This is a genomic window from Rhodobacter sp. P2_H5, assembly GCF_056403335.1.
In genome coordinates, this window is the sequence record NZ_JBFUFS010000014.1 from 1 (window position 1) to 26,140 (window position 26,140).

Below are 26,140 nucleotides of genomic sequence, written 5' to 3' on the forward strand. Positions count from 1 at the left end.
GGGCGCGGCTGTTCGACCGGGGCTGCGCGTGCCGGTTCGACCGGGCGCGGCGGCTCGGCGGCTTTCGGCGGCGGATCGGCTGCGACCGGGGCCTCTTCGGCCTCTTCCTCGGTGGTGGCCGGGCCGACGCGGTTGGACAGGCCAAGCCGGTGGACCTTGCCGATCACCGCATTGCGGGTGACCCCGCCGAGTTCCTTGGCGATCTGGCTGGCTGACTGGCCTTCGGCCCACATCTTCTTGAGCGTCTCGACGCGCTCGTCGGTCCAGGACATGGGTAAACTCCGCAATTGCCGCCATGGCCACCAGCTGGGCCATTCTAGACGGGACGTGCGTAGATACAGCCGCAACCGGCCAAGTTCAAGGGGCGAGGGCGCGGGAGGCGGGGGAGTGACGCGAAGTCGGGGCCAAGGGGCTGGACGGGCGGGGTCTTTGATGCGGCGCGGCGATGCGCTAGATTGGCCTCATGTGTGGACGCCTGACCCTGACCCATCCGAACGAGGCCCTGGCTGCGCTGTTTGGCGCGGTGGCGGCCAATGACCTGCCCGAAAGCCCGCGCTTCAACATCTGCCCGACCGAGGCGGTGCCGGTGGTGACCTCGACCGCGGGGAGCCGGCGGTTGCGGCCGATGCGCTGGGGGCTGGTGCCATCCTGGTACAAGACGCCGACCGATGGGCCTTTGATCATCAACGCGCGGTCCGACACCGTGGCGGAGAAGCCGGCCTTCCGCGAGGCGATCCGGCAGCGGCGCTGTCTGGTGCTGGCGAGCGGGTTTTACGAATGGAGTGCGGGGGAGGATGGCGCGCGGCTGCCCTGGTACATCACGCGGAAGGATGGGGCGCCGCTGGCCCTGGGCGGGCTTTATGCGCCCTGGGGGGAGCTGGTGACCTGTGCCGTCGTGACCCTGAATGCCGGGCCGAACATGGGCGGCATCCATGACCGCGAGCCTTTGATTCTGGAGTCTGCGGATTGGCCCCTGTGGCTCGGCGAGGCGGGGCATGGCGCGGCTTTGCTGATGAAGCCCACGGCGCCCGGGGTCTTGCAGGCGCATCGGGTCGGGCGGGCGGTGAACTCGAACCGCGCCACCGGGCCGGAGCTGATCGAGGAGATCGAGGCGTGAGAGGCTATGTGATCTGCGCCACGCCGCGCAGTGGCAGCACGCTCCTTTGCCATTTGCTGCGCTCCTCCGGCCGGGCCGGGCATCCGCAGTCGTGGTTTCGCGCCGAGGACCGGGTGGAATATGCGGCGGACTGGGGCGTGGATCCGCAGGATTGGCGGGCCTATGGCCAGGCGGCCTGCCGCGCCGGGCGTGAGGGCGGGGCGGTCATGGGCCTGCGGCTGATGTGGGAGACGCTGGGCGAGGTTGAGGCGGGCCTCGGCGGGGACTGGATGCAGGGGCTGGGGCTGAGCCATGCGATCTGGCTCAGGCGGCTGGATACGGTGGCGCAGGCGGTGTCGCGGTTGAAGGCGGAGCTCAGCGGGACCTGGCATCTGGGCTTTGAAGAGGCGGCGCATCCGGCGGCGGTGGCTTACGACTTCGAGCGGATCCGGACCTGGCGCGACGCGGCTGCGGCGCAGAATCGCGCCTGGCAGGACTGGTTTGCGCGCCGGGGCGTAACGCCCCTGGCGCTGACCTATGAGGAGCTGGCGGCCGATCCGGTGGGCGTGGCGGAGCGGGTTCTGGATTTTCTGGGCCTGCCGATGCCGGCGGGGCAGCGGCCCTCTGCCAGCAACCGGCCGATGGCGGATGCGGTCAGCGCGGAGTGGGCGGCGCGTTTTAGGGACGAAGCACGGCGCCGGGGGTGTTGAGCCTGCCCGCGCGGGATGCTATGAGAGGCGGAGCGCGGGCGTTGTGTAATGGTAAGACCTTAGCCTTCCAAGCTAAAGACACGGGTTCGATTCCCGTCGCCCGCTCCAAAATCCACCAAATCCGATCCATTGCGCCTTTGGCGGGCCGGGGCCTCCGGCGGGGATATTTGTGCCAGACTGAAAGGCGCAAGGGCGGGGGGGCGTGCAGGGCGGCTTTGGGCCGGGCCGTCAGCCCTGTGCGGCTGCGGGGTCCATCCACATCGGGCCGAAGCCGTTGCCGTCGGGGTCCTCGAAGGCGCGGGAATACATGAAGCCGAGGTCTTCCGGCTCGTGGAGGGATTTGCCACCGGCGGCGAGGGCGGCGTCGGTCATCGCATCGACCTCGGCGCGGCTGTCGCAGGACAGGGCGATAAGCACGCTGGCGCCTTCGGAGGGCAGGACCAGCGGTTTGGGCGAGAACTGGCGGAACTGCTCATGCGGTGCCAGCATGAAATAGATCGCCTCGGAGACGACGACGCAGGCCGAGGTCTCGTTGGAGAATTTCTCGTTGATGGTGAAGCCGAGCGCCTCGTAGAAGCGGCGGCTGCGGGCGATGTCGGTGATGGGCAGGGTGAGAAAGATCATGCGGGGCATGGCGCGGTCCTGACGCTAAGGGGGGGGTGAGGCAAGGCGGCTGGTCGGGGTGAGCCCTGCCGGTCGGGGCCTCCGGCGGGGATATTTGGGCAAGCATGAAAGGGGCAGGGGGGGTCAGGGGGCGGCGGCGGCGGGGTCCATCCAGAAAGCCTCCAGCACATTGCCGTCGGGGTCCTCGAAGCTGCGGCCATACATGAAGCCCATGTCCATCGCGGGCTTGGGTTCGGCGCCGCCAGCCTTGAGTGCGGCGGCGGTGAGCGCATCGACCGCGTCGCGGCTGTCCTGGCTCAGCGCCACCATGACGGCGGTGCTGGTGGCGGGGTCGGCCAGCGGTTTGGTCGCGAAACTGGCGAATTTCTCGTGGTTCAGGATCATGAAATAGATCGTCTCGGAGACCACGACGCAGGCGCCGCTGGGGTCGGAGAACTTTTCGTTGATGGAAAATCCGAGCGCCTCGTAGAAGCTGCGGCTGCGGGCGACGTCGGTGACGGGAATGTTTACAAAGATCATTTGGGGCATGGCGGGCCTCTGTTGAATGTTAGCTAATAAGCTAAGTGTTGGCCGATCACGCAACGCCAGGCAAGCAAAAAGCGCGGCACCCTGCGGCGCCGCGCTTCTTTTTGCCAAAAGCTGGCTTCAGATGTTGTCCTGCTGCGGCATGCCCAGAATGTTGAAGCCGCAATCGACATGGACGACCTCGCCCGTGGTGCAATTGCCGTAGTCCGAGCAGAGCCAGACGGCGGTGCCGCCGATGGCCTCCAACGTGGCGTTCTGGCGCATCGGCGCATTGGCCTCGGTGAAGCGGAAGGTGGCGCGGGCGCCGCCGATCGCCGCCCCGGCCAGGGTCTTCATCGGGCCGGGCGAGATCGCGTTGACGCGGATCTTTTGCGGGCCGAGGTCATTGGCGAGGTAGCGGGTGGCAGATTCCAGCGCGGCCTTGGCGACCCCCATCACGTTGTAATTCGGCGTGACGCGGTTCGAGCCGGCATAGGTCAGGGTGATCAGCGAACCACCCTCGGGCATCAGTTCGGAGGCGCGGCGCGACACGTCGATGAAGGAGAAGCAGGAGATCGCCAGCGAATGGCTGAAATTCCCGCGCGAGGTGTTGATGAAGCGCCCGGTCAGCTCGTTCTTGTCGGAAAACGCGATGGCATGGACGAGGAAGTCGATGGTGCCCCACCGCTCTTTCAGGGCGGCAAAGCAGGCGTCCAGGCTTTCGTCATTGGTCACGTCGACATCGACCAGGAAGTCCGATCCGACCGTGGCGGCCAGGGGCTCGACCCTTTTGCCGAAAGCCTCGCCCTGGTAGGAGAAGGCAAGCTCGGCCCCCTCGGCTGCCAAGGCCTTGGCGATGCCCCAGGCGATGGAGCGTTCATTGGCCACGCCCATGACAAGGCCGCGCTTGCCCTTCATCAGTTCCGCCATCACGTCCCCCTAAAAGGCCCCGGTTTTCCGGTTCGGCCTGATAAATGCCGCGCGCCCGGCTGCGTCAGGCGCGATACTTGCTCATCACCAAAGTCGCGTTGGTGCCGCCGAAACCGAAGCTGTTGGACAGCACGCTGTCGATTTCCACCCCGTCGCGCAGGGTCATCACGATTTCGGACGGGTCCAGCGCCGGATCCAGCGTGGTGATATTGGCCGAGGCCGCCATGAAGCTCTTGTTCATCATGATCAGCGAATAGATCGCCTCATGGACCCCGGTGGCGCCGAGCGAGTGGCCGGTCAGCGATTTTGTCGAGGCGACGGGCGGATGCGCCTCGTTGCCGAAGACGCGGCGGATCGCCTCGATCTCGGTCACGTCGCCGACGACGGTCGAGGTGCCGTGGCTGTTGATATAGTCGATCTGGCGGCCCTCGGGCAGGGTCGAAATGGCCAGGCGCATCGCACGCTCGCCACCTTCGCCCGAAGGGGCGACCATGTCGTAGCCGTCGGAGGTGGCGCCATAGCCGGTGACCTCGCCATAGATCTTGGCGCCGCGGGCAAGGGCGTGGGAGAGTTCTTCCAGCACGACGACACCGCCGCCGCCGGCGATGACAAAGCCGTCGCGCGTCGCGTCATAGGGGCGCGAGGCGGTCGAGGGATTGTCGTTATATTTCGAGGACATGGCGCCCATCGCGTCGAAAAGGCAGGACAGCGTCCAGTCCAGCTCCTCGCCGCCACCGGCGAAGACGATGTCCTGCTTGCCCATCTGGATTTGTTCCACGCCATTGCCGATGCAATGCGCCGAGGTCGAGCAGGCCGAGGTGATCGAATAGTTGACGCCCTTGATCTTGAAGGGCGTGGCCAGGCAGGCCGAATTGGTCGAGGACATGCAGCGCGTGACCATGAAGGGGCCCATCTTCTTGGGCGCGCCCTTGTTGACGACCGCATCGAAGGCCTGGAAGAAGTTCGAGGTCGAGGGCCCGCCGGAGCCCATGATCAGGCCGGAACGCTCGTTGGAGACGTCCGAGGGTTCCAGCCCGCTGTCGGCGATCGCCTGTTTCATGGCGAGGAAGTTGTAGGCAGCGCCCGGCCCCATGAAGCGCAGGTCGCGCTTGTCGACATGGTCTTCCAGCACGATCTGCGGCTGGCCCTTGACCTGGCTGCGGAAACCGCGCTCGGCATAGTCGGGGGCGGCGACGATGCCGGACTTGCCGGCGCGGAGCGAGGCCTCGACCTCCTCGGCCGAATTGCCGATGGGAGAGATGATGCCGATGCCGGTGATGACAACACGACGCATGGGATATCCTTTCCGGGGCGGGTCGCCCGAATTAGTTGGCAGAGAGGGCGACTTTCATGTCGGTGACCTGATAGATCACTTCTCCGTCCGCTTCGACGCGGCCATTGGCCACGCCCATGGTCAGGCGCCGGGTTTGCAGCGCCTTGGTGAAATCGACGAAATAGCGCAGCATCTTGCGGTCGGGCCGCACCATGCCGGTGAGCTTGACCTCACCCACGCCCAGCGCATAGCCGCGCCCCTGCCAGCCGCGCCAGCCGAGGTTGAACCCGGTGAGCTGCCAGAGCCCGTCAAGACCGAGGCAGCCCGGCATGATCGGGTTGCCGGGGAAGTGGCAGGCGAAGAACCACAGGTCGGGGGTGATGTCGAACTCGGCCACGATATGGCCCTTGCCGAATTCCCCGCCATCTTCCGAGACTTCGGTGATCCGGTCCATCATGAGCATCGGCGGGGCGGGCAGCTGGGCATTGCCGGGGCCGAAAAGTTCGCCGCGCGCGCAAGCCAGAAGCGCCTCCTTGTCGAATGTGGTCGGAAAAGCGCTCATGCTGCCGTGGTCCCCCCGGAACTGCCTATGCCTGTTGCATCCCATGTAACATCTCGTGAGAAGGGGGCGCAAGGGTGGCAGCCTGCGAAGGCGCCATTGCGACCGGGGCAAAGCTCCCTATCTTGGTCAGACACGGCTTGAACAACGGGAAGGACGGCGGATGAGCACAGCGACAGGCGCAGAGAGCGGGCAGGCCGCGACAGGATTGTCGCAGGAAGCCTGGGGGGGGATCGTTCTGATCGTCGCAACACTTCTGGCGCTTCTGGCGGCGAATTCGCCCCTTGCTGCGGCCTATCAGGGCTTTCTGGACACGCCGATCTCGATCGCGATCGGGGGAAGCGGCTTGGACAAGCCCTTGATCCTGTGGGTGAATGACGGGCTGATGTCCTTGTTCTTCCTCTCGGTCGGGCTGGAGCTGAAATACGAGATGCTGGAAGGCAAGCTGCGCGACCCGAGTGCGGTGGTGATGCCCGGGCTGGCGGCCCTGGGCGGCATGGCCTTTCCGGCGCTGGTCTATCTGGGCCTGACGGCCGGGGTGGGCGTCGGGCAGGGCTGGGCTATTCCCACGGCCACCGACATCGCCTTCGCCCTGGGGATTCTGGCGCTGGCGGGCAAGGGCCTGCCGCCGGGTCTGCGCAGTTTTCTGCTGACTTTGGCCATTCTGGATGACCTGGGCGCGATCCTGATCATCGCGATCTTCTACGGCCATGACCTCAATGTCAGCTATCTTCTGATGGCCCTGGTGCCGCTGGCGGGGCTGATCCTGCTTTGCCGGCTGAAGGTGGCGCGGCTCGGCCCGGCGCTGCTTCTGGGGGCGGTTCTGTGGGTGCTGGTGCTGAAATCGGGCATCCATGCCACTTTGGCCGGGGTGGTTCTGGCCTTCTGCATTCCGCTGGCGGACCGCAGCGGTGGCTCGCCGCTGCATAAGCTGATCGATGCCTTGCAGCCCTATGTGGCCTATCTGATCGTGCCGCTCTTCGCCTTTGCCAATGCCGGCCTGCCCCTGGGCAATCTGAGCCTCGGCGGCAGCGGCGGGCAGATCGCGCTCGGCGTGGGCCTGGGCCTTCTGGTAGGCAAATTCGCCGGCGTTATGGCGATGACCGGGCTGATGGTGGCGACCGGGCTGGCAAAACTGCCCGACGGGATGCGCTGGCCGCATATGGCGGCGGTGTCCCTGCTGGCGGGGATCGGCTTTACCATGTCGCTGTTCATCGGCGGCCTGGCCTTTGGCGAAGGGGCCGAGATGAATGCGGTGCGGCTCGGGGTTCTGGCGGCCTCGGTGATCGCGGCGGGGGCGGGGCTGGTGCTGTTGCGCATGCTCTCTGGCCATGCGGACCCGGCGCTTGTATAGTCGGCAGGCTCGCGGTGGCGGGTGCGATCTTGGCAGAACAGGGTGACAGCGGCATGACGTCTGAGATGCAGTTCAATCCGATGGGGCCCGAGGCCCTGCGCGCAACGGAGTGGTTGGCGCGTGGCGGATTGCGTCCGACGCGGCAGCGGCTGGCCCTGGCGCGGCTTCTGGTCGGCGACGGCGAGAACCGCCATGTCACGGCGGAGAGCCTGTTTGCCCTGACCGGTGGGGCTGGCGAGAAGGTCAGCCTGGCCACCGTCTACAACACGCTGCGCGCCTTTTGCGCGGCGGGCCTGATGAACGAGGTCGTGGTCGATGGGGCGCGCAGCTATTTCGACACGCGGATGGACGATCACCCGCATTTCTACTGGGAAGACAGCCACGCCCTGACCGATGCGCCTGCCGACCAGATCCGGATCACCGCGCTGCCCGAGGCCCCCGAGGGGACCGAGATTGCCCGCGTCGACGTGGTGATCCGCCTGCGCCGCGCCTGAGCGGCGCCGATTTTTCGCAGAAAAATCGAGGGGGGCACGATTTTTCTGCGAAAAATCAGGTTGGAATCGTATCTGCCGCAGCGCCAGGGCAGGCACGATTTTTCGCCGAAAAATCGGGATCGCGCCACCCGGCGTTCAGAACCACTGGCCCGGTTCCATCAACCCCAGATCCATCAGCTGCTGGCTCGACCAGGTGAAGGGGGTCGAATTGTGCCAGCGGAAGGTCTGGATATCGAAGCGCGAGCCCGCGTTGGTTTTCAGCGCCTTGGCGGTGCGAAAGCTGGCCACGGCGGTGGTGATGTTGTGATGCCAGGGGCAGGAATAGGTGTTGTATTCCTCGTCCGAGAAGGTGAAATCCGGGCGCAGGATCAGCCCCGGCCTGGCGCGGAACAGGCAGATCCGGTCGATCTTGCGCCGGGCTGGCGGCACATGCTCCTCGAACCGCCAGCGCAAGCCCCCGAAGAAATCCAGCTGGCGCTCCTTGGGGTGGTTGTGGTTGGCGACATCTGGCCGCCCCAGCGCGTAATAGCCCGACCGGTCGAGATGGGCGCGCTCCAGCGAGACAGCATTGGGGAAAGCCTCCAGATCGTCGGCGTAAAGATCGACGACATAGGACAGCATGGCATCGCGGCGTTCTTCGGTGTGGAAGGCCAGCGCTTCGCGGATGTTGCGGGTCTCGCAAAACGGGTGGAAGAGATATTCGGCGTTGTAGCAGTAATAAAGCCAGATCCCCGGCGCGGCCTCGGCCACGCGGTTGACCGCCGTCATCATCGCCTGATCGGCCAGGGCGTCATAGTCGATCCGGTGCACGCGCGGCGCCAGTGCCACGTCCAGGGGCACCGAAGGGTCGGTCAGCAGCAGGACCTGGACGAAGCCCGCCTCCAGATGGTGGCGCAGGGTCGAGGCGACCTCGACCGCATCCTCGGCCAGGATGATCGCCACCGGCCCCTTGGCCAGCGCCGCCTTGCCCGTCTCCAGAAAGTCGTCAAGCGTGTTGTAGTGCATCCATCACCGTGCGGTCTTTGCCCCAACGTCTCGCATGGCCGCGCCTAACGCAAGGGGCTGCGGGTCCTCGCCCACGCCCCGATTTGGGCGCCGGCGTTGCCAAGGCGGCGCGCTTGGCGTATGGGCGGATTGTCCCCAACATCCGTGCCCCTCATGTCCGACCTCAAGAAGCTTTTCATCAAGACCTATGGCTGCCAGATGAATGTCTATGACAGCGAGCGCATGGCCGAGGCCATGGCGCCGGAGGGGTATGTGACGACCGAGGTGGCCGAAGAGGCCGACCTTGTCCTGCTGAACACCTGCCACATTCGCGAGAAGGCGGGGGAGAAGCTCTATTCCGACCTCGGCCGGATGCGGTCCCTGAAACAGGCGCGGCCCGACATGAAGATCGGGGTGACCGGCTGCATCGCCCAGGCCGAAGGGGCCGAGATCATGCGGCGGATGCCCTTGGTGGATCTGGTCGTGGGGCCGCAAGCCTATCACCGCCTGCCCGAGCTGACCCGCAAGGGCGGCAGCCCGGTCGACACCGACTTTCCCGCCGAATCGAAGTTCGACCTCTTGCCCGAACGCCAGGGCCGCCGCGGCCCGACCGCCTTTCTGACCGTGCAGGAGGGCTGCGACAAGTTCTGCGCCTTCTGTGTCGTGCCCTATACCCGTGGCGCCGAAACCAGCCGTCCGGTGGACCGCGTTCTGGCCGAGGCGCGGGGCCTGGTGTCGCGCGGGGTCAAGGAAATCTCGCTGCTGGGGCAGAATGTGAACGCCTATCACGGCCAGAGCGCGGGCCGCGATCTGGGCCTGGCCCATCTGATTGACGAGCTGGCCAAGATCGAGGGGCTGGAGCGGATCCGCTACATGACCAGCCACCCCAACGACATGACCGACGATCTGATCGCGGCGCATGGCAACCAGCCCAAGCTGATGCCCTATCTGCATCTGCCGGTGCAATCGGGTTCGGACCGCATCCTGAAGGCGATGAACCGCAAGCATACGGCGGGGGGCTATCTGCGCCTGCTGGACCGGTTCCGGGCGGCGCGGCCGGATATCCTGTTTTCCTCGGATTTCATCGTGGGCTTCCCGGGTGAGACCGATCAGGACTTCGAGGACACGCTGAACCTCGTGCGCGAGGTCGGCTATGGCGCCTGTTACACCTTCAAATACTCGCCCCGTCCGGGCACGCCCGCCGCCGAGAAGCCCGAACTGCCGGCCGAGGTTGCCGACGCCCGCCTGCACGCCCTGCAGGCGCTGATCACCAGCCAGCAGCGCGCCGCGCAAGAGGCGATGGTCGGGCGCGAGACCACGGTGCTTTACGAAAAGCCGGGCCGGATGGCGGGGCAGATGGTGGGCAAGTCCGAACATCTGATGGCGGTCCATGTCGCGCATGAGGGCGCCCAGGTCGGCGATCTGGTGCGGGTGCGGATCACTGGCGCCTCCAGCAACTCTCTCGCGGCGGTGCCCCTCGGCTGAGGCGCTGATTCTCTGTCCGGTGGTGCGGCGGCCCCTTGTGGCCGCCGTTCTCATTTGTGCCGCATTTTGTGGCGGGCGGGAAAAAACAATCATGGCTAAAATGTGGCAACATGTTTCCAGACTCGCTTCAATGATTTACCATCTTTGGCTCTGGTTCCGATGGGTCAACAATTAACCTGTAACTTCAAATGCTTAGTCTGGTTTTTGCTTTACTTCGTGCGGGGGGCAAGGCAATTCTGTGGCAAAGGCGCGGCATGGGGCGCGGACTTTTGGGACAATTTTAGGAGGCCTTGGCTGTGGAACGTATTTCCAGCGCTCTGAGGATGGCGATAGGGGCGGGGGCCCTGTCGGCTGGGCTGTTCGGAGCAAATTTCGCGATGGCGCAGGGGGTGGCTGTGCAGCCGCCGCCGCAGGTCGCGGGCAAGATCAATTGGGGCATCTGGGTCGATGACGACGGCTGCATGCACTGGTGGGCGGATGGCGGGCTGGAAGGCTATATGCTGGACCGCGTCAATCCCAAGACCGGCAGGCCGGTCTGTCTGGCCAAGAACACCTGCCTGACCGCCAACACCGACACGCTGTTCGCCACCGACTCGGCGCAGCTGACCGGCGAGGGGCGTCGCCGCCTGACCGCGTTTTTCCAGAGCGCCGGGGCCTTTGGCTACGCGATCTACGGTCATACCGACAGCCGTGCCTCGGATGAATACAACATGAAGCTGTCGCAGCGCCGGGCTGCAGCGGTGGGCGATGTCGCCCGCTCGGTCGGCGGCGTGGTCCAGCGCCAGCTTGGCTTTGGTGAACGCCAGCCCATCGCCTCGAATGCGACGGCTGCGGGCATGCAACAGAACCGCCGCGTTGAAGTGGTCTGCTATACTTGGGGGCAAAACTGATGCGTGTGGTTTCTCTCTCCAAGGTTCTGGCCGGGCTAGTCGCGGTCGGCACGCTTTCGGCCTGCAGCGACCTTGCGCCCTATCAACCGGGCGCGGGCGAGGTGATTGCCACCTCGCATGACACCGGGATCGACGGCAGCGCCCTGCGCGACAGCCAGGCCGCCATCGCCTATGACCCGGATGGCTGCCAGGGCTGGATCATCGACGACGGGGCCGAGGGCTATTCGGGTCGCCGCTATGACCCGAAATCCGGCCTGCCGGTCTGCAACAACCTCTATCCGCCGGGCACCGTGCTGGGCGATTACCGTCGGCAAAATCCGGGCATGCCGGATTGGGTTCCGGTCAACTGAGATTAGTGTGGCGTCACGAGTGTCAAAGGGGCTGCAGCGTGCTGCAGCCCCTTGTTTTTTTGCCGATTGCCGGTGCCGGCGCCTGCCGCCGCCTTGAAGGCGTTTGATCCGTGCCTATTTTGTCATCGTAAAGTCGCACCCTTCAGCAAGTGTGAAGCTGCAAGCGAAATCCGCTCTGGACTCAAAGCCTCTGCAGGCTCAAACTTGCCTTACGGAACTACAGATTGCGTAAGACCTGACAGCTTCGACTGAATCTAGCACCAGAAGGAGAGCCCATTGGGCATCAGCGCGCTGACCCCCCCGACCCGTCCGGAAGACATCGTGGAAACATTGGTGGAATTCCCGGACAATCGCCTCTTGATCGAACTGTGCGGCGAATTTGACCGGAACCTCGCACAGGTTGAGCATCAGACGGGTGTGCATGTGTTGCGGCGTGGCAATCGACTTGCGGTGATCGGCGACCGCTCTGCCCGCGAGCAGGCCTGCGCCGTTTTGCGCGGGCTTTACGCCCGGCTTGAGGCGGGCAAACATATCTCGGCTGGCGACATCGACGGCTCGATCCGCATGGGTCGCCCGGCCAGTGATCAGGTCCGCCCGCTCGGCGACCAGATCGAGATGTTCCAGACCGGGGCGATGGAGATTCGCACCCGCAAGAAGGGGGTCGAGGCCCGGACCGAGGCGCAGAAGAACTACGTGGCCAACCTGTTCTCGCACGAGATGGGCTTTGGCATCGGGCCTGCGGGCACCGGCAAGACCTATCTGGCGGTGGCGGTCGGTGTGACCATGTTCATCTCGGGCGCGGTCGAAAAGATCATCCTCAGCCGTCCGGCCGTCGAGGCGGGCGAGCGTCTGGGCTTCCTGCCCGGCGACATGAAGGAAAAAGTCGATCCCTATATGCAGCCGCTTTACGACGCGCTGAACGACTTCCTTCCCGCCAAGCAGGTGCAGAAGTTGCTGGAAGAAAAGCGGATCGAGATTGCGCCGCTGGCCTTCATGCGCGGGCGCACGCTGTCGAATGCCTTTGTAGTGCTGGACGAGGCGCAGAACGCCACCTCGATGCAGATGAAGATGTTCCTGACCCGTCTGGGCGAGGGCAGCCGCATGGTGATCACCGGCGACCGCACCCAAGTTGACCTGCCGCGTGGCACCGCCTCGGGTCTGGCCGAGGCCGAGCGGATCCTGAAGGGGGTCAAGGGCGTCAGCTTCAACTACTTCACCTCGAAAGACGTGGTGCGCCATCCCTTGGTGGGGCGGATCATCGAGGCTTACGAGGCCGACGAAGCCCAGGGCTGAACCCGGGGCGGAATGTTGGAATAATGCAGGATGAGGGGGCGTTTGCCCCCCTCATTTTCATTCGCGGCGTTGGAATTCCGCATCCCAGAAGGCGGCGCTGGTCAGGGCCGCAAAGCCCGTGCGCCACTGTTTTTCCAGCCTTTTGTGCCCGGCCAATAACCGCAGGACATTGCCGACGCCACGCAGGGCCTGGGCCAGAAGGGCGCGCTTGTTCTGCCGCACCGTCATGGTCCTTTGACCCCTGGCGTCGACATAAGAGATCTGGCTCGCCCCCAGCGCCGGGCCGAAGCGGCCCCTTTGATCGGGGCTGAGCGTGATGTGATTGGCGAAGCTGGCATAGAAGGGCAGGAACAGGCCGTTGAGCGTGGCCAGAAGCACGGCTCGTGTGACGCGGGCCTGCGGGTTGATGCGCTGGCGTGTTTCGGGCGGCTTGGTCAGGGGGCGCCAGACCTCCTCGCGCGCTTGGGCTGCAATCTCGGCGCGGCGTTCGGCAAGGTCGGCGTGGGTGGCGAAATAGCCCGGGCCACGCAGGACATCCTCGATGGCGAGGTTCAGGGCCCGCAGGGAATCGACATGGTGCTGGAGCAGGCTGCGGCCGAAGAAGATCATCGCGATGCGGGCAAGCTGCCAGCGGCTCAGCGCGATCTGCGGCAGGGCGAGGTGCTGGATCAGGTGGTTGCGCAGTTCAAGGTAAAGCGTGAGGGCGCCCTCCTTGGCGGCAAAATCCTGATCCTGAAAGCAGATCACCCCGGGGAGCGTGGTAAAGCGGAAGGGGTTGGAGAGCGAAAAGGCAATGTCATCGCCGCGCACGAAGAAGGGGAAGGGCTCGTGCCGGACCGCGGCCAGGGGGAAGGCCAGGAACCAGAAGCCTGCGTAGAAGTCGAAGGGCTTGTCGAAGGTCTCGCTCTCCAGCGCCACGGCGGCGGCGGTGGAGGTCAGGTCCAGCCCGCGATGCAGCGGGCGGCAGATCAGCCGAAACGTGGCGCCGCTTTCGAAAATCCGCGTCGGATCGGCGCCTTGCGTCAACCCGCCATAGACCGCCGTGGCCGGGTCGGTGGCATAGGACAAAAACGCCCTGACCCGCGCAATCGCCCCCATGTCGATGGCCGCATCGTCATCCATGAAGATCGCATGGCTCGCCCCGATGTCCCGCGCCGCGTGCAGGCAGCGCGCAAAACCGCCCGCACCGCCGAGGTTGCGGCTCGGGATCACCGTGACGCCCTCCAGCGCGGGCAGGCGCAGGCTTTGGCCATTGTCGACCACGACGAGATGCAGATCCTTCTGCTTCTTGGCGAAGGCGGCAAAGCGCGCGGCAGCGGCCGAAACCGCCGCCTCGCGGTGAAAGGTGGTGATGCCGAGCACGATCTTGGGCTGGCATAGCGGCGTCTGCGCGGTCTGCCACTCGGCCGCCTTCAGATGGCCGGGAGTCAGGGCGCGCAGGCGGATCGCCAGCACCGGCGCATCGCGGTGCAGGGCAGGGGTGAGGTCGATCAGCGGGAACTCGGAAAGATCGACTTCGCAGGTCAGGATATCGCAAGGCTCGGGGCCAAGCCCGCTGACGGTCAGCTGAAAGCGCCCCTCGCCGCGCAGGGCAAGCCGGAGGTCGTCGAGGGCGCAAAACTTGCGCCATTTGGCCAGGGGGAAGAGGTTGAAGGCGGTGTCGAAATCGACCGCCCCGCCTGCGTCAAAGCCGATCCCTTGCCCGTTCAGCCGCGCCCCCGCCCGCAAGCGCAGGGTCAGGCCCGGGTCGGGGCAAAGCTGCGGATCGGGCCAGAGCAGCGCCTGCAAGAGGGTCAGGCCGGGCGCGGTCATGCAAGCTCCCCCAAGGCCGGCTCAGGGCATCAACTGGCCGCCGTTCACCTCGATCACCTGACCGATGATATAGCCCGACAGCGCCCGGCTGGCGAGGAAGAGGTAGGCCCCGGCGCAATCCTCGGCCAGCCCGAGGCGGCCCTGCGGCACGGTGGCAAGGTTGGCGGCCAGCTGGGCGGCGGAGGAGTAACGCTCGTGGAAGGGCGTGGTGATCACCCCCGGCGCCACGGCGTTGACGCGGATGCCGAAGGGGATCATCTCCTTGGCCAGCCCGCGGGTCATGTCATGCACGAAAGCCTTGGAGGAGCCGTAAAGCCCGGCCCCGCCCGAAGCCCCGTTGCGCGCCGCAATCGAGGTCGTGTTGATGATGAAGCCGCTGTCATCCCTGGCAGCCGCCTTCAGATGCGGGATCGCCGCCGCCGTGGCCACCACGACCGAACGGGCGTTGAGGTCCATGATATCGTCATAGTCCTTCTCGGTGGCATTCTCATAGGTCACCCGCCGCACCATGCCACCGGCGTTGTTGATCAGGCCATCCAGACGCCCGAAGGCCGCCACCGCCTGATCCACCGCCGACTTCGCCCCGGCCCCGGTCGAGACATCGGCGCGGATCAGCGCCACCTGGCCGCCGGACGCGGTGATCTCCGCCGCCAAAGCCTCCGCCGCCTCGACGCTGGCGTTAAAATGCAGGCCGACCAGTGCGCCCTGCGCGGCAAAGGCCTGCGCCATGGCGGCGCCGATCCCAGTCGAGGCGCCGGTGATCAGCACCGCCTTGCCGGCGAGGTCAGGAATCTTCAGTCCGGTGAAGGAAGCCAAGGTCATGATGCAGCCCTTTCCTCAAGGCGGGTTTCCACGGCGGCGACGGCGGCCTGAACCGCCTCGTCCACCGTCATTTCGGATGTGTCGAGCATGATGGCATCTTCGGCCGGGCGTAAGGGGGCCTCGGCCCGTGACATGTCGCGGGCGTCACGCTCCTGAACCTCGGCCAGAACCTGGGCCGCGTCGCCGCCGACCTCGAGCCAGCGGCGATGGGCGCGGACCTGGGCGCTGGCGGTCACGTAAAGCTTCACCTCGGCCTCGGGGCAGATCACGGTGCCGATGTCGCGGCCATCGAGAACGGCGCCACCGGGGGCGCGGGCAAAGCGGCGCTGAAATTCGGTCAGGGCGGCGCGGACCTCGGGCAGCACGGCCACCCGGCTGGCTTCCTGCCCCGCGGCAAGCGAGCGCAGGTCGGGCCGGGCCAGATCCTCGGGGGTCAGCGTGCGGGCGGCGGCAACCGGGTCACCGCCCTTCACGCCGACGGCGCGGTACAACAGCCCGGTGTCGAGATGGGCAAAGCCGAAGCGCCGGGCGATTTCGCGCCCGATGGTGCCCTTGCCCGCCGCAGCCGGGCCGTCGATGGCGACCGTGAAAATCATCGCGCGCTCCTTCGTGCGGGCCAAGCCTAGGATGGCGGGGCCTTCGCGTCAAACCGATGGTGTCAGCGTTTGCGCCAGGCCTGCCAGGTTGCGATCAATGCCAGCACAAGCGCCAGGGCCAGCGCCAAGAACTTGGCTTGCGTGAAGCCCGAGGCCACCGACACCGGCCCCGCGCCCACATCCATCCCCAGCCGCAACAGGCGGGCCACGGCGACATTCTCGGCCAGATCGAAGATGCCATAGGCCAATGCGGGCAGGAACCACAGCTGGCCGCGCCCGCGCAGGGGCAGGCACAGCGTCAGGGTCAGAAGGATCGGGAACAGCGTGTCGGCCAGCCGCGCCATCCCAAGGTAAAGCGCGGTGCCGGCCGGCGACAGCGCCGCCAGATAGGCCCGCGCCTCTTCGAGGTCATAGCCATCGACCCGCAGGTCGAACGGCAACCCGCCCGAGGCATCGGCCACGAGCGCGGGCACGATATACCAGGCCAGCAGCGCAAAGAACGCAAGCGTGGTCAGGGCCAGAGCCCAGTTCAGAAACCGCATGATATCCTCTGCCTTCCGGCTTTGCCGTCAAAGCGCCCCATGCGAGAGGCGGGCGCCCAGCCCGGTCATCAGGCTTTCGAAAATCGGGAAGGAGGTGACGATGGGCGAGGCGTCGTCGATCGAGACCGGCTTTTGTGACGCCATCCCGGCGACCAGAAAGCTCATCGCGATCCGGTGGTCGATATGGGTCTTGGCCGTGGCGCCGCCCGGCATGCCGCCCGGGCCCATGCCGTGGACGATCAGCGTATCCTCGTCTTCCTCGATCGTCACGCCGCAAGCCTCAAGCCCGCGCGCCATGGCGTCGATCCGGTCGCTTTCCTTGACACGCAATTCCTTGACGCCGCGCATCACGGTCTTGCCCGTGGCGAAAGAAGCCACGACCGACAGGATCGGATATTCGTCGATCATGGAGGGCGCCCGCTCGGGCGGCACCTCGATGCCCTTCATGTTGCCACTGAAGCGCACGCGCAAATCGGCCACCGGCTCACCGCCCTCGGTGCGGGGGTTCTGGAACTCGATCTCGGCGCCCATTTCGACCAATGTCAGATAAAGACCATTGCGGGTCAGGTTCTGGCTGACTCCGGGCACGAAAATGTCGGAATTTTCAACGATCAGCGCGGCACACACCGGGAAGGCGGCCGAGGACGGATCGCGCGGCACCGCCACCGTCTGCGGCCGAAGCTCCGGCTGGCCGGTCAGGGTGATGACATTGCCCTCGGCGGTCTTCTCCACCGTCAGCTCTGCGCCAAAGCCCAGAAGCATCCGCTCCGAATGGTCGCGGGTCGGCTCTTTCTCGATCACCACGGTCTGGCCCGGCGCGTTCAGCCCCGCCAGCAGGATCGCCGATTTGACCTGGGCCGAGGCCACGGGCAAAGCATAGCGCACCGGCACGGCATGGGCCGCACCCACCACGGTCATCGGCAGGCGCCCACCCTTGCGGCCAAAGGCCTGGGTGCCGAACAGGCTCAAAGGATCGGTCACCCGCCCCATCGGCCGCTTGCGCAAGGAGGCATCGCCGGTGAAGGTCGCGGTGATCGGCGTCGTGGCCATGCACCCCATGATCAGGCGCACGCCGGTGCCCGAATTGCCGCAGTCGATCACATCGGCAGGCTCCTGAAAGCCGCCCACGCCCACCCCCTGCACCGACCAGGCGCCCGGCCCATGCTGCATTACGGTCGCGCCAAAGGCCCGCATCGCCTTGGCGGTGTCGAGCACGTCCTGGCCTTCCAGCAGCCCGGTGATCGTCGTCTCCCCCACCGCCATGGCGCCAAAGATCAGCGCGCGGTGGCTGATCGACTTGTCCCCCGGCACCGAGGCCGTGCCTTTCAGCGGGCCGGATTTATGGGCGATCATCGGTTGGGCAAGGCCGTGGGCGGACATGGGGGTCTCCTCTCGTTCCACCCGCCTGATAGCGCAAGCAGGCCACAGGGTCCACCCTCCAGCGGTCACAAGCCAGTGCCCGCCGCAGACCAGACCAGCCACCCCCCCCTTTGCCCTCTGCCCAAATACTCCCGCCGGAGGCAGCGCCCGAGCCGGTTGGCCGCAGGCCAGAGGCGAGAAAAAACAATGCGCGAAAGCGCGCCTTTGGATCAGCGCTCAGGCCCGGCGGAAGGTCAGGTAATGCGGCGCCCGGCCTTCGCGCAGGGCCTTTTGCTCGTAGCGGGTCGAAAACCAGTCGGCCCAGGGCGTGCTGCCCTGATCGACCAGCGTAAACCCGGCCTGCGGCACCTCTTCCAGCGTCTGGCGGACGTAATCGGGGATGTCGGTCGCCACGCGGAACTCGGCCCCCGGCACCAGCACGCGGTGAAGGGCGGCGAGGTAATCCGGCGTCACAAAGCGCCGGCGGTGGTGGCGCGCCTTGGGCCAAGGGTCGGGGTAGTTCAGGAAAGCCTTCTCCACCCCCGCCGCGGGCAAGACCTCGAACAGGTCGCGCACATCGCCGGGATGCAGGCGCAGGTTGGTGACCCCGGCTTTGCGGATCTTGCCCAGAAGCATCGCGATGCCATTGACGAAGGGCTCGGCGCCAAGGAGCGCCACTTCCGGATAGGTCTCGGCCATATGCACCATATGCTCGCCGCCGCCAAAGCCGATTTCGAGCCAGAGCGGCCGGCCCTGGCGCCAGGGCTCCATCTCGACCAGGCTGCGCGCCGGGTTTTCCTCGCGCGTGACGCCATTCAGGGTCATCGGGCCGAGGTCCTCGGCCAGGTAGTCCTTCTGGCTCGCCCGCAGGGTCTTGCCGCGGATCCGGCCATAGAAGTTGCGGCGCGGGGTCGGGGTTTCGGCCTCCATCAGCCGCGACCCCGGTAGGGGGCGACGCCCTGATCGGGGATCCAGACGCCTTCGGGAGGCGCGCCGGTCTGCCAGAAGACATCAATCGGAATCCCGCCGCGCGGATACCAATAGGCGCCGATCCGCAGCCATTCCGGGTTGAGCAGCGCCACCAGTTTCTTGGCGATATCCAGCGAGCAATCCTCGTGGAAGGCGCCATGGTTGCGGAAAGAATGCAGGTAAAGCTTCAGCGACTTCGATTCCACCAGCCAGTCCTTCGGCACATAGTCGATGACGATATGGGCGAAATCCGGCTGCCCGGTCATCGGGCAGAGCGAGGTGAACTCGGGCGCCGTGAAGCGCACGACGTAGAGCGTGCCGGCATGGCTGGCCGGCACCCGCTCCAGAATGGCCTGATCGGGGCCTTCGGGCAGGGTGGTCGCCTGGCCAAGCTGGGTCAGGCCGGAAACATCGGTTTTGGACATGGGGCAGCCTCGCACCGGTTTGGAATCCGGGCCTGCTGCCTGAAAACCCGGCGCTTGGCAAGTCCTCCGCAGGGTCACGTCCGCAGTCAGGCGCTGGCAGGCATGGTGTCAAACCGGGGCAGGGCGGGGTCGAGATGGTCCCAAGCCTGCGCCCGGCTGTGGTAGGCCACGAACTTCGGCTGATAGAGCGAAGGGTCGTCGAGCGAGGCGGCGCGGACGGCGAAGAGGCCCGGCTGCGCCTCGAACGTGCCATAGACCGGGGTGCCGCAGGTGGGGCAGAAGGCGCGGGTCTTGATCGTGCCGCTGTCGCCGCGCATCGGCCAGAAGCTGGCCGCGCCGGTCACCGTCACCGCCGCGCGCGGGAAAAGCACATGGCAGGCATGGCCGGTGCCGCTGTCCTTCTGGCAGTCGAGGCATTGGCAAGCGACCATGACCAAAGGTTCGGCTTCGGCGCTGTAGCGCAGGGCGCCGCAGAGGCAGCCTCCGGTGATCGGGCTCTTCACGGGATCACGCATGCGGCACCGCATCGGCATCGCGCGCCGCCTCGTTCAGGCGGGGCATCAGGGTGACCCAGCCCTTGCTCATGTTTTCATGCGCGAAAGCGTTGCGCGGCAGTTCGAAGCCCGCGTGTTCGACCTTCAGCCGCGTGCCGGTGGGCGTGGGCGTCAGGGTCATCGTCACCGTGGTCGAAAGGCGCGAGCCGTAGCCGACATTGCCGTCATCGCCGCCCTGCCAACTGTAGACCAGCCTTTCGCGCGGCAGCACTTTCAGCACGCGGCAGCGGATCGTGCCATCCCACAGACCCGCCGGCTTGGTCTGAAAGGTGAAATCCTGGCCCTCCACCGCGGCAAAGCCCTGCGGCGGCATCATCCAGCGCGCCATCAGCGCCCCCTCGGTCAGGGCGCGCCACATCAGGGCGGGGGCATGGGGGAAGTCTTCTTCCACGGTGATCGTGGCCAATGGCTCAGGCATCGGAATTGTCCTTGCTGTCAATCGTTGGGTCTGGCTTTGGGTCCATCTGCTGCAACAGGGCGCGCAGATCGCCGAAGCTCTGGCGCCAGAACTGGCCGTAATGGTCGAACCAGGTGGCGAGGGGGGCGAGCCCCTCAGGCGTGGCACGGTAATGCACGTTCCGGCCCTGCGGGCGTTCCGCCACGAGACCGGCGAGCCGCAAAGCCTTCAGATGCTGCGAGACGGCGCCTTGGGTGACGCCGCTGCCCTTGGTCAGGTCGGCCACGGTCAGCTCCGGCACCTGCGACAGGCGCTCATAAAGCGTGCGCCGCGTCGGGTCGGCCAAGGCGCGCATCAGGGCGGAAAGATTGGGGTCCTGGATCATGGGATAATCATTAGCATTGGCTAATCAATGAGTCAACGCTAATGCAATGCTGCAGCAAAAAGCCCGCGTCCCGAAGGGGCGCGGGCTTTGGATAGGCTCAGACCGGACTCAGACGGCTTTCTTCAGCGCATCGACCAGATCGGTGCGTTCCCAGGAGAAGCCGCCGTCCTCGGTCGGCGCGCGGCCGAAGTGGCCATAGGCCGAGGTCCGGGCGTAGATCGGCTTGTTCAGGCCCAGATGCGTGCGGATGCCGCGCGGGGTCAGGTCCATGCAGTCTGCCACGGCCTTTTCGATCTGCGCTTCCTCGACCTGGCCGGTGCCATGGGTGTCGACATAGATCGACAGGGGCTTGGCCACGCCGATGGCGTAGGAGACCTGCAGCGTGCAGCGGTCGGCGAGGCCTGCGGCCACCACGTTCTTGGCCAGATAGCGCGCGGCATAGGCGGCCGAGCGGTCGACCTTGGTCGGATCCTTGCCCGAGAAGGCGCCGCCGCCATGCGGTGCCGCCCCGCCATAGGTGTCCACGATGATCTTGCGGCCCGTCAGGCCCGCATCGCCATCCGGACCGCCGATCACGAAGGTCCCGGTCGGGTTGACCCACCATTCCGTCTTCTCGGTGATCCAGCCCGAAGGCAGAACCGCGCGGATATAGGGCTCCACAATCGCGCGGATGTCGTCGGAGGATTGCGTGTCGTGGGCGTGCTGGTGGCTCAGCACGATCGACATCACTTCGACCGGGACGCCGTCTTCATAGCGCAGGGTCAGTTGCGATTTGGCATCCGGGCGCAGCGTCGGCTCGGCGCCGGATTTGCGCGCTTCGGCCAGGCGGCGCAGGATGGCGTGGGAATACTGGATCGGCGCCGGCATCAGTTCCGGCGTCTCGCGGCAGGCATAGCCGAACATGATGCCCTGATCGCCCGCGCCGTCGCGGTCCACGCCTTGCGCGATATGGGCGGATTGCTTGTGCAGGTAGTTCTGCACCTTCAGCGTGTTCCAGTGGAACTCGTCCTGTTCGTAGCCGATGTCCTTGACGCAGCCGCGCACGATGTCCTCGACCCGCTCCATCATCGCCTTGAGCGCTTTCTTGTCGGACAGGCCGACCTCACCGCCCACAACGACCCGGCCGGTGGTGGCGAAGGTCTCGCWGGCGACGCGCGCGTGGGGTTCCTCGGTCAGGAAGGCGTCCAGGACCGCGTCCGACACGCGGTCACACAATTTATCAGGATGCCCCTCTGATACGGATTCAGAGGTGAAGACATAGGACTTACGCGGCGAGGTCGAAATCATGGGGGAAGTGCTCCGTTTGATGATCCCTGTCACGCCAGGAAGCCGTTGTGACAGTTCGGTGCGAAGGGCTAGACCGATTGGCCGGGGGCGTCAAGCGGAAGGGGAGGATTGTCGGCGTATCGCCAGAAGGGCGAGGGCTGCCAGCAACAGAAGGGCCGGAATCTCGCCCCAGCGGGCATAGGGCGGGGCGGGCAGGGCGCCGGGCAGCGCCACGTCCAGCGCGCCCTGGGTGCCGAAGGGCAGGGCGGCCACGATGCGGCCGCGCGCGTCGATCATCTCGGTGACACCGGTGTTGGCGGCGCGGGCGAGGGGCAGGCCCTGCTCGATGGCGCGCAGCCGCGACTGGGCGGCATGCTGGAACGGGCCGGAGAAGGTGCCGAACCAGGCGTCATTGGTGATCTGCAGGATCCATCCGGCGCGCTCGGCCACCCGCAGATCCTGGGGAAACACCGCCTCGTAGCAGATCAGCGGCAGGACCTTGCCAAGCTTGGCCCCGAGGTCCAGCACCTTGGGCCCCGGGCCCGCCGTATAGGCCCGCCCCGCCCGCGCCGCAAAGGCGCTGATGCCGAACCAGTCATAGGCGAGGTCGCCGAGCGGGATATACTCGCCGAAGGGCACCAGATGGTGCTTGTCATAGGTCGCAATCTCCACCCCGCCCGGGCCAAAGACCTTTAGGCTGTTGAAGCCGCGGATATCCTCGCCCGACCGTTCGACCCGCTGCAAGCCCACCACGACCGGCGCGCCATGGCCTGCGGCGGCGATCATCGCGGGCAGTTCGGGCGCGTCCTCGATCAGATAGGGCAGGGCGGTTTCGGGCCAGATCACCAGATCGGGCTTGACCGGAGGCTGCGCGGTGGAAGGCGCCGCGGTCAGCGTCATCAGCCGGTCGAAGAAGGTCTGCGCGTGGTCGGGGTCCCATTTGGCATCCTGCGGCGCATCGGGCTGCACCAGCCGCAGGGTCACGCCCGGCGCGGGCGGCGCCGGTTGCGCCAGCGCCCAAAGCCCATAGGCCCAGCCCGCCGCAACCAGCGCCACGCCGCCGGCCGCGCCGCGCAGGGTCAGCCGGCTCGCCAGAGCCGCAGCGCAAAGCGTCAGCAGGGTCAGGCCGAAGGGGCCTGTCAGCGCATCGACCTGCGCCACCGGGGTGTCGATCCAGATATGGCCGGGCAGGGCCCAGGGAAAGCCGGTCAGGATATAGCCGCGCAGAAACTCCATCGCGGTCAGGCCCGCCACAAGGCCGGGGGCACGGCGCGGCAGCAGGGCGCCAAGGCCGAAGCCCGCCGCCCAGAACAGCGACAGACCCGCCGCCATGAAGACCAGGGCAAAGGGCGCCATCCAGCCATAGGTCGCGGCATCGACCATGAAGGGCTCGACGATCCAGGTCAGCCCGGCGCCGAAATAGCCCAGGCCCGCGAGCCAGCCGATCCAGGCGGCCTGCCCGGGCGAGGCCGCAAGCGCCAGCCGGATCACCAAAGCCAGCGCCGCCAATGCCAGCCACCACAGGCCAAAGGGCACCAGCCCCAAGGCCATCAAGGCACCCAGCGCCACGACCCCGAGGCCGCGCCGCCAGCCAGGCAGGCTCTGCCGCATCAGGGTGCCTTGGCCACGGCGTCGTCGGCCTGCGGTTCGGCCTCTTTGCGCACGCCGGCCCAATCCGCGGCGACGGCCTTCAAGGCGGCGCGATCAGCGGCCGCCTTGTCGGCGGCGGCTTTCTCGGCGGCGCGTTCGACGACCTCGGCTGCCGCGGCGGCGGAAACCGCGCCGGGCAGGCGGACGCGCAGGCGCTTGATCCGGCGGGCATCGGCATCGACGACCTCGAACTCCACACCGCTTTCATGCGGCACGATCTCGCCCCGCGCGGGCATCCGCCCGGTGCGGATCATCACGAGGCCGCCTAGGGTGTCGATCTCCTGATCTTCCTCGGTGGTGCGCAGCGTCACGCCGATGGCAGGCTCGAATTCCTCCAGCGGGGCGGTGGCTTGCGCGAGGAAAACGCCGGGCTTTTCCTCTTTCCAGAGGGTATCCTCGGCCTCGTCATGTTCATCCTCGATCTCGCCGATCACGGTTTCGATCAGGTCCTCGATGGTGACCAGCCCGTCGACCCCGCCATATTCGTCGATGACCAGCGCCATATGGACCCGCTCGCGCTGCATCTTCTGCAACAACACGCCGACCGGCATCGAGGGCGGTGCATAAAGGATCGGGCGCAGCAGTTTGCGCAGCGAGAAGCGGCCGCCGGGGCCAAAGCCGTGCTGCAGCGCGAGATCCTTCAAAAGGATCAGACCCTGCGGGCTGTCCAGCGTGCCCTTGTAGACCGGCAGGCGCGAGAAGCCATGTTCGCGGAACACCGCGACCAGATCGTCCTTGCCGATGTCCAAGGAGACGGCGACGATATCGACCTTCGGGATCGCCACGTCATCGACGCGCAGCCGCCGCAGATTGCTCATCCCATGGGTGGCCACGACCTGCACGACCGGGGGGCTGGCGTCCTGCGTCACCGGCGCGGGAGCCGTGCGTTTGAACAGGCGTCCCAGAAGCCCAAGCTGCGGAGGCTTGTCGGCCTCCGAATTGAGTTGGTCGGAAGATTTCGTATCGGTTGCGGCCGGCGAAGATGAGGCCGGTCCTTCGGTGCTACTGCCCATTGGTCCTGTGTCCAGAGTGGCCCTGCGAGAGGGTTGCGATCTAATATGGGTCAGGAAGGCCCAAAGATGCAAGTATCCGTACCTCCAACCCTTCCATGCGGGCGGCATCGCCCTCACGGACGTGATCATAACCGAGGCAATGTAACAGGCCGTGAATGACCAGATGGGTCACATGATCGGCCATGGGCTTTTCCGCCTCCTCCGCCTCGCGGGCGCAGGTTTCCCAGGCAAGCGCTATGTCGCCGAGGGATTCGGGGTCCGCAGGGTCGCCCTCGCCGGGCAGGAAGGGCTCGTCGCCCTCATCCTCGGGGGAAAGATCCTCGGTCGGCCAGGACAGCACATTGGTCGGCGTGGGCTTGCCGCGGAACTCGGCGTTGAGCGTGGCGATGCGGGCGTCATCGCAGCCCATGACGCAGATCGTGTATTCGTTCAGCGGGAGTTCAAGCGCTGTCAGAGTGGCTGTGGCCGCACGGGTGGCCAGTGCCTCCAGCCCGAAGGCCTGCCAGCGGTCATCTTCAAGAACGAGGTCAACAAGGTTTTCCATGCGCGGCTGATAGCCTTTCGGGGCGCAAAGGGGAAGATGGGAGCGGCGAATCGGGGCGGGTGCGTTCTGGCGCGAGGCAGGGAACCTTTGCCGCGCGCTGGCGTTCCCTCCCGGTGGCGAGCTGTGGGGGATGACTATGGAGCAGGGCAGGGCAATCCGGGTGACCCGCGTGCGCACCGTGACCCGGCCCGGCGGCGGGGTCGGGCAGCTTGTGGTCAAGGCCCTCGTGGTCGGCACGGCCCTTTGGGCGTTCAACCGCCTGATCGAAAAGCCGCAGCCGAGCCTTGTCGCCGCCTCGCCCCGGGGGCGGTTGCAGCTGGATGGCCCGCCGCATGGCGGGCTTGTGCAGCCGGGCGATCCCAAGCTGGATGGGGCGGGCGTCTGGTTCACGACACGCAGGCTCTGGGAAGAGGTCAGCAAGGACCGCGTGCTGAGCGTGGCGGGCGGCCTGACCTTCTTCTGCCTTCTGGCGCTGTTCCCCGGCCTGACGGCTTTCGTCTCGATCTTCGGCCTTTTCGCCGACACGCAACAGGTCGCGCAGAACCTTGGCAGCCTGACCGCGCTTCTGCCGCATGACGCGGCGCTGATCCTGATCGATCAGGCCAAGGCGATCACGGCGGCGGGGCCGGCCAAACTCTCCTGGGCGCTGGTTCTGGCGCTGGCCTTGGCGCTCTGGTCGGCCAATGGCGGCACCAAGGCCCTGATCGAGGCGCTCAACGTCGCCTATGGCGTGGCCGAGACCCGCAGCTTCCTGCGGATGAGCGCGCTGTCGCTGGTGGCCACCCTGGGGACGATTGCCACCGGGCTGATGCTGGTCAGCGCGGTGGCCCTTCTGCCGCGGTTTCTGGAGATGATCTGGCTCGGCGCCTTGTCGGAAAACCTGATTCTGCTCGGGCGCTGGCCGGCGATCTTCGTGATCATGCTGGGTTTTCTGGCGGTGGCCTACCGCTTTGCCCCGAACCGCCCCGATGCCCGGTGGCGCTGGATCACCCCGGGGGCGGTGCTGGCGGCGACCGGGCTGCTTGGCTTCTCGCTTCTGTTCAACTGGTATGTGCAGAACCTCGGCACCTATAACCAGACCTATGGTGCCCTGGGCGCGGTGATCGCCCTGATGACCTGGATGTGGCTTTCGGCGGCGCTGGTTCTGATCGGCGCCGAACTGAACGCCGAGCTGGACCGCCAGTCGGTCGCCGCCAACAAGAAGGGCCCGGCAGCAGCGCCCGCCAACGCCTCGCGCTAGGGCCAGCCCCAGAGACTGCG

At 66.4% G+C, this 26,140-nt stretch carries 30 protein-coding genes, 1 tRNA gene and 1 riboswitch; of the genes, 10 read left to right on the forward strand and 21 right to left on the reverse strand.

What is annotated here, in order from left to right; all coding sequences use genetic code 11:
• The coding region (locus tag AC1DVR_RS17025; RefSeq protein WP_478001796.1) for a GcrA family cell cycle regulator at window positions 1–272 on the reverse strand (272 nt) is incomplete at its 3' end.
• 191 nt (window positions 273–463) lie between these two features.
• Between AC1DVR_RS17025 and AC1DVR_RS17030 the strand changes: the two genes are divergently transcribed.
• From AC1DVR_RS17030 to AC1DVR_RS17040, 3 genes are all read left to right on the forward strand, one after another.
• Window positions 464–1,117 (forward strand): SOS response-associated peptidase, encoded by a 654-nt coding sequence (locus AC1DVR_RS17030; RefSeq protein ID WP_478001797.1) that lies wholly within the window; start codon window positions 464–466, stop codon window positions 1,115–1,117.
• The gene (locus AC1DVR_RS17035; protein WP_478001798.1) at window positions 1,114–1,806 is read left to right on the forward strand and encodes a Stf0 family sulfotransferase; all 693 of its coding nucleotides are present in this window, start codon (window positions 1,114–1,116) and stop codon (window positions 1,804–1,806) included. The genes AC1DVR_RS17030 and AC1DVR_RS17035 overlap by 4 nt, the downstream gene beginning before the upstream one ends.
• 34 nt (window positions 1,807–1,840) lie before the next feature.
• Window positions 1,841–1,914, forward strand: a tRNA-Gly gene (locus AC1DVR_RS17040).
• Window positions 1,915–2,034: 120 nt separating this feature from the next.
• On the opposite strand, the gene AC1DVR_RS17045 is transcribed toward AC1DVR_RS17040, so the two are convergent.
• The 5 genes from AC1DVR_RS17045 to fabA form a co-directional block, all read right to left on the reverse strand.
• Entirely contained in the window at window positions 2,035–2,439 is a 405-nt protein-coding gene (locus AC1DVR_RS17045; protein ID WP_478001799.1) for a VOC family protein, read from the reverse strand.
• Between the two features lie 114 nt (window positions 2,440–2,553).
• Window positions 2,554–2,958: a VOC family protein gene (locus tag AC1DVR_RS17050; protein ID WP_478001800.1), complete on the reverse strand. Its 405-nt coding sequence runs from the start codon at window positions 2,956–2,958 to the stop codon at window positions 2,554–2,556.
• 117 nt (window positions 2,959–3,075) lie between these two features.
• Window positions 3,076–3,864, reverse strand: a complete 789-nt coding sequence (locus AC1DVR_RS17055) for an enoyl-ACP reductase FabI (RefSeq protein WP_478001801.1) — start codon at window positions 3,862–3,864, stop codon at window positions 3,076–3,078.
• Window positions 3,865–3,928: 64 nt separating this feature from the next.
• On the reverse strand, window positions 3,929–5,158 hold the full coding sequence (gene fabB, locus AC1DVR_RS17060; RefSeq protein ID WP_478001802.1) for a beta-ketoacyl-ACP synthase I: 1,230 nt from the start codon (window positions 5,156–5,158) through the stop codon (window positions 3,929–3,931).
• A gap of 31 nt (window positions 5,159–5,189) precedes the next feature.
• Window positions 5,190–5,699 carry a bifunctional 3-hydroxydecanoyl-ACP dehydratase/trans-2-decenoyl-ACP isomerase gene (gene fabA / locus AC1DVR_RS17065; protein ID WP_478001803.1) on the reverse strand — a complete coding sequence of 170 codons (510 nt, stop codon included), beginning with the start codon at window positions 5,697–5,699 and terminating at the stop codon, window positions 5,190–5,192.
• Window positions 5,700–5,859: 160 nt separating this feature from the next.
• Between fabA and nhaA the strand changes: the two genes are divergently transcribed.
• On the forward strand, window positions 5,860–7,050 hold the full coding sequence (nhaA, locus tag AC1DVR_RS17070; protein ID WP_478001804.1) for a Na+/H+ antiporter NhaA: 1,191 nt from the start codon (window positions 5,860–5,862) through the stop codon (window positions 7,048–7,050).
• 53 nt (window positions 7,051–7,103) lie between these two features.
• Window positions 7,104–7,544 (forward strand): iron response transcriptional regulator IrrA, encoded by a 441-nt coding sequence (irrA, locus tag AC1DVR_RS17075; protein ID WP_478001805.1) that lies wholly within the window; start codon window positions 7,104–7,106, stop codon window positions 7,542–7,544.
• A gap of 135 nt (window positions 7,545–7,679) precedes the next feature.
• On the opposite strand, the gene AC1DVR_RS17080 is transcribed toward irrA, so the two are convergent.
• Window positions 7,680–8,549, reverse strand: coding sequence for a hypothetical protein (locus AC1DVR_RS17080; RefSeq protein ID WP_478001806.1), 870 nt, complete (start codon window positions 8,547–8,549; stop codon window positions 7,680–7,682).
• A 153-nt stretch (window positions 8,550–8,702) separates the two neighbouring features.
• Here AC1DVR_RS17080 and miaB point away from each other — a divergent pair, with 153 nt between their 5' ends.
• From miaB to AC1DVR_RS17100, 4 genes are all read left to right on the forward strand, one after another.
• Window positions 8,703–10,013 (forward strand): tRNA (N6-isopentenyl adenosine(37)-C2)-methylthiotransferase MiaB, encoded by a 1,311-nt coding sequence (miaB, locus tag AC1DVR_RS17085; protein WP_478001807.1) that lies wholly within the window; start codon window positions 8,703–8,705, stop codon window positions 10,011–10,013.
• 296 nt (window positions 10,014–10,309) lie between these two features.
• The gene (locus AC1DVR_RS17090) at window positions 10,310–10,903 is read left to right on the forward strand and encodes an OmpA family protein (protein WP_478001808.1); all 594 of its coding nucleotides are present in this window, start codon (window positions 10,310–10,312) and stop codon (window positions 10,901–10,903) included.
• On the forward strand, window positions 10,903–11,253 hold the full coding sequence (locus AC1DVR_RS17095) for a hypothetical protein (RefSeq protein ID WP_478001809.1): 351 nt from the start codon (window positions 10,903–10,905) through the stop codon (window positions 11,251–11,253). Before AC1DVR_RS17090 ends, AC1DVR_RS17095 begins: the two co-directional genes overlap by 1 nt.
• Before the next feature lie 276 nt (window positions 11,254–11,529).
• Entirely contained in the window at window positions 11,530–12,546 is a 1,017-nt protein-coding gene (locus AC1DVR_RS17100) for a PhoH family protein (RefSeq protein WP_478001810.1), read from the forward strand.
• Window positions 12,547–12,603: 57 nt separating this feature from the next.
• Here the strand turns inward: AC1DVR_RS17100 and AC1DVR_RS17105 are convergent, their stop codons facing one another.
• From AC1DVR_RS17105 to ybeY, 14 genes are all read right to left on the reverse strand, one after another.
• The gene (locus AC1DVR_RS17105; RefSeq protein WP_478001811.1) at window positions 12,604–14,358 is read right to left on the reverse strand and encodes a glycosyltransferase family protein; all 1,755 of its coding nucleotides are present in this window, start codon (window positions 14,356–14,358) and stop codon (window positions 12,604–12,606) included.
• A 21-nt stretch (window positions 14,359–14,379) separates the two neighbouring features.
• Complete coding sequence (locus AC1DVR_RS17110) at window positions 14,380–15,180, reverse strand: SDR family NAD(P)-dependent oxidoreductase (RefSeq protein ID WP_478001812.1); 801 nt, start codon at window positions 15,178–15,180, stop codon at window positions 14,380–14,382.
• Entirely contained in the window at window positions 15,177–15,776 is a 600-nt protein-coding gene (locus tag AC1DVR_RS17115; protein ID WP_478001813.1) for a (d)CMP kinase, read from the reverse strand. The genes AC1DVR_RS17110 and AC1DVR_RS17115 overlap by 4 nt, the downstream gene beginning before the upstream one ends.
• Before the next feature lie 62 nt (window positions 15,777–15,838).
• Window positions 15,839–16,318 carry a hypothetical protein gene (locus tag AC1DVR_RS17120; protein WP_478001814.1) on the reverse strand — a complete coding sequence of 160 codons (480 nt, stop codon included), beginning with the start codon at window positions 16,316–16,318 and terminating at the stop codon, window positions 15,839–15,841.
• Between the two features lie 27 nt (window positions 16,319–16,345).
• Window positions 16,346–17,698, reverse strand: a complete 1,353-nt coding sequence (gene aroA, locus AC1DVR_RS17125) for a 3-phosphoshikimate 1-carboxyvinyltransferase (RefSeq protein WP_478001815.1) — start codon at window positions 17,696–17,698, stop codon at window positions 16,346–16,348.
• Window positions 17,699–17,914: 216 nt separating this feature from the next.
• Window positions 17,915–18,607, reverse strand: a complete 693-nt coding sequence (trmB, locus tag AC1DVR_RS17130) for a tRNA (guanine(46)-N(7))-methyltransferase TrmB (protein ID WP_478001816.1) — start codon at window positions 18,605–18,607, stop codon at window positions 17,915–17,917.
• Window positions 18,607–19,071, reverse strand: a complete 465-nt coding sequence (gene queF / locus AC1DVR_RS17135; protein ID WP_478001817.1) for a preQ(1) synthase — start codon at window positions 19,069–19,071, stop codon at window positions 18,607–18,609. Before queF ends, trmB begins: the two co-directional genes overlap by 1 nt.
• Window positions 19,072–19,157: 86 nt before the next feature.
• Window positions 19,158–19,586 (reverse strand): GFA family protein, encoded by a 429-nt coding sequence (locus tag AC1DVR_RS17140; protein WP_478001818.1) that lies wholly within the window; start codon window positions 19,584–19,586, stop codon window positions 19,158–19,160.
• Window positions 19,579–20,043 (reverse strand): SRPBCC family protein, encoded by a 465-nt coding sequence (locus tag AC1DVR_RS17145; protein ID WP_478001819.1) that lies wholly within the window; start codon window positions 20,041–20,043, stop codon window positions 19,579–19,581. The genes AC1DVR_RS17140 and AC1DVR_RS17145 overlap by 8 nt, the downstream gene beginning before the upstream one ends.
• The gene (locus AC1DVR_RS17150) at window positions 20,036–20,407 is read right to left on the reverse strand and encodes an ArsR/SmtB family transcription factor (RefSeq protein ID WP_478001820.1); all 372 of its coding nucleotides are present in this window, start codon (window positions 20,405–20,407) and stop codon (window positions 20,036–20,038) included. Before AC1DVR_RS17150 ends, AC1DVR_RS17145 begins: the two co-directional genes overlap by 8 nt.
• Window positions 20,408–20,515: 108 nt before the next feature.
• Window positions 20,516–21,694 carry a methionine adenosyltransferase gene (gene metK, locus AC1DVR_RS17155; protein ID WP_478001821.1) on the reverse strand — a complete coding sequence of 393 codons (1,179 nt, stop codon included), beginning with the start codon at window positions 21,692–21,694 and terminating at the stop codon, window positions 20,516–20,518.
• Between the two features lie 8 nt (window positions 21,695–21,702).
• A riboswitch (SAM-SAH riboswitch) is annotated at window positions 21,703–21,751 on the reverse strand.
• Window positions 21,752–21,784: 33 nt separating this feature from the next.
• Complete coding sequence (gene lnt, locus AC1DVR_RS17160) at window positions 21,785–23,284, reverse strand: apolipoprotein N-acyltransferase (protein WP_478001822.1); 1,500 nt, start codon at window positions 23,282–23,284, stop codon at window positions 21,785–21,787.
• Window positions 23,284–24,336 (reverse strand): hemolysin family protein, encoded by a 1,053-nt coding sequence (locus AC1DVR_RS17165; protein ID WP_478001823.1) that lies wholly within the window; start codon window positions 24,334–24,336, stop codon window positions 23,284–23,286. The genes lnt and AC1DVR_RS17165 overlap by 1 nt, the downstream gene beginning before the upstream one ends.
• A 40-nt stretch (window positions 24,337–24,376) precedes the next feature.
• Window positions 24,377–24,880, reverse strand: a complete 504-nt coding sequence (gene ybeY / locus AC1DVR_RS17170) for an rRNA maturation RNase YbeY (RefSeq protein WP_478001824.1) — start codon at window positions 24,878–24,880, stop codon at window positions 24,377–24,379.
• 136 nt (window positions 24,881–25,016) lie between these two features.
• Between ybeY and AC1DVR_RS17175 the strand changes: the two genes are divergently transcribed.
• Window positions 25,017–26,120 carry a YihY/virulence factor BrkB family protein gene (locus AC1DVR_RS17175; protein ID WP_478001825.1) on the forward strand — a complete coding sequence of 368 codons (1,104 nt, stop codon included), beginning with the start codon at window positions 25,017–25,019 and terminating at the stop codon, window positions 26,118–26,120.
• The last annotated feature ends 20 nt before the right edge of the window (window positions 26,121–26,140 follow it).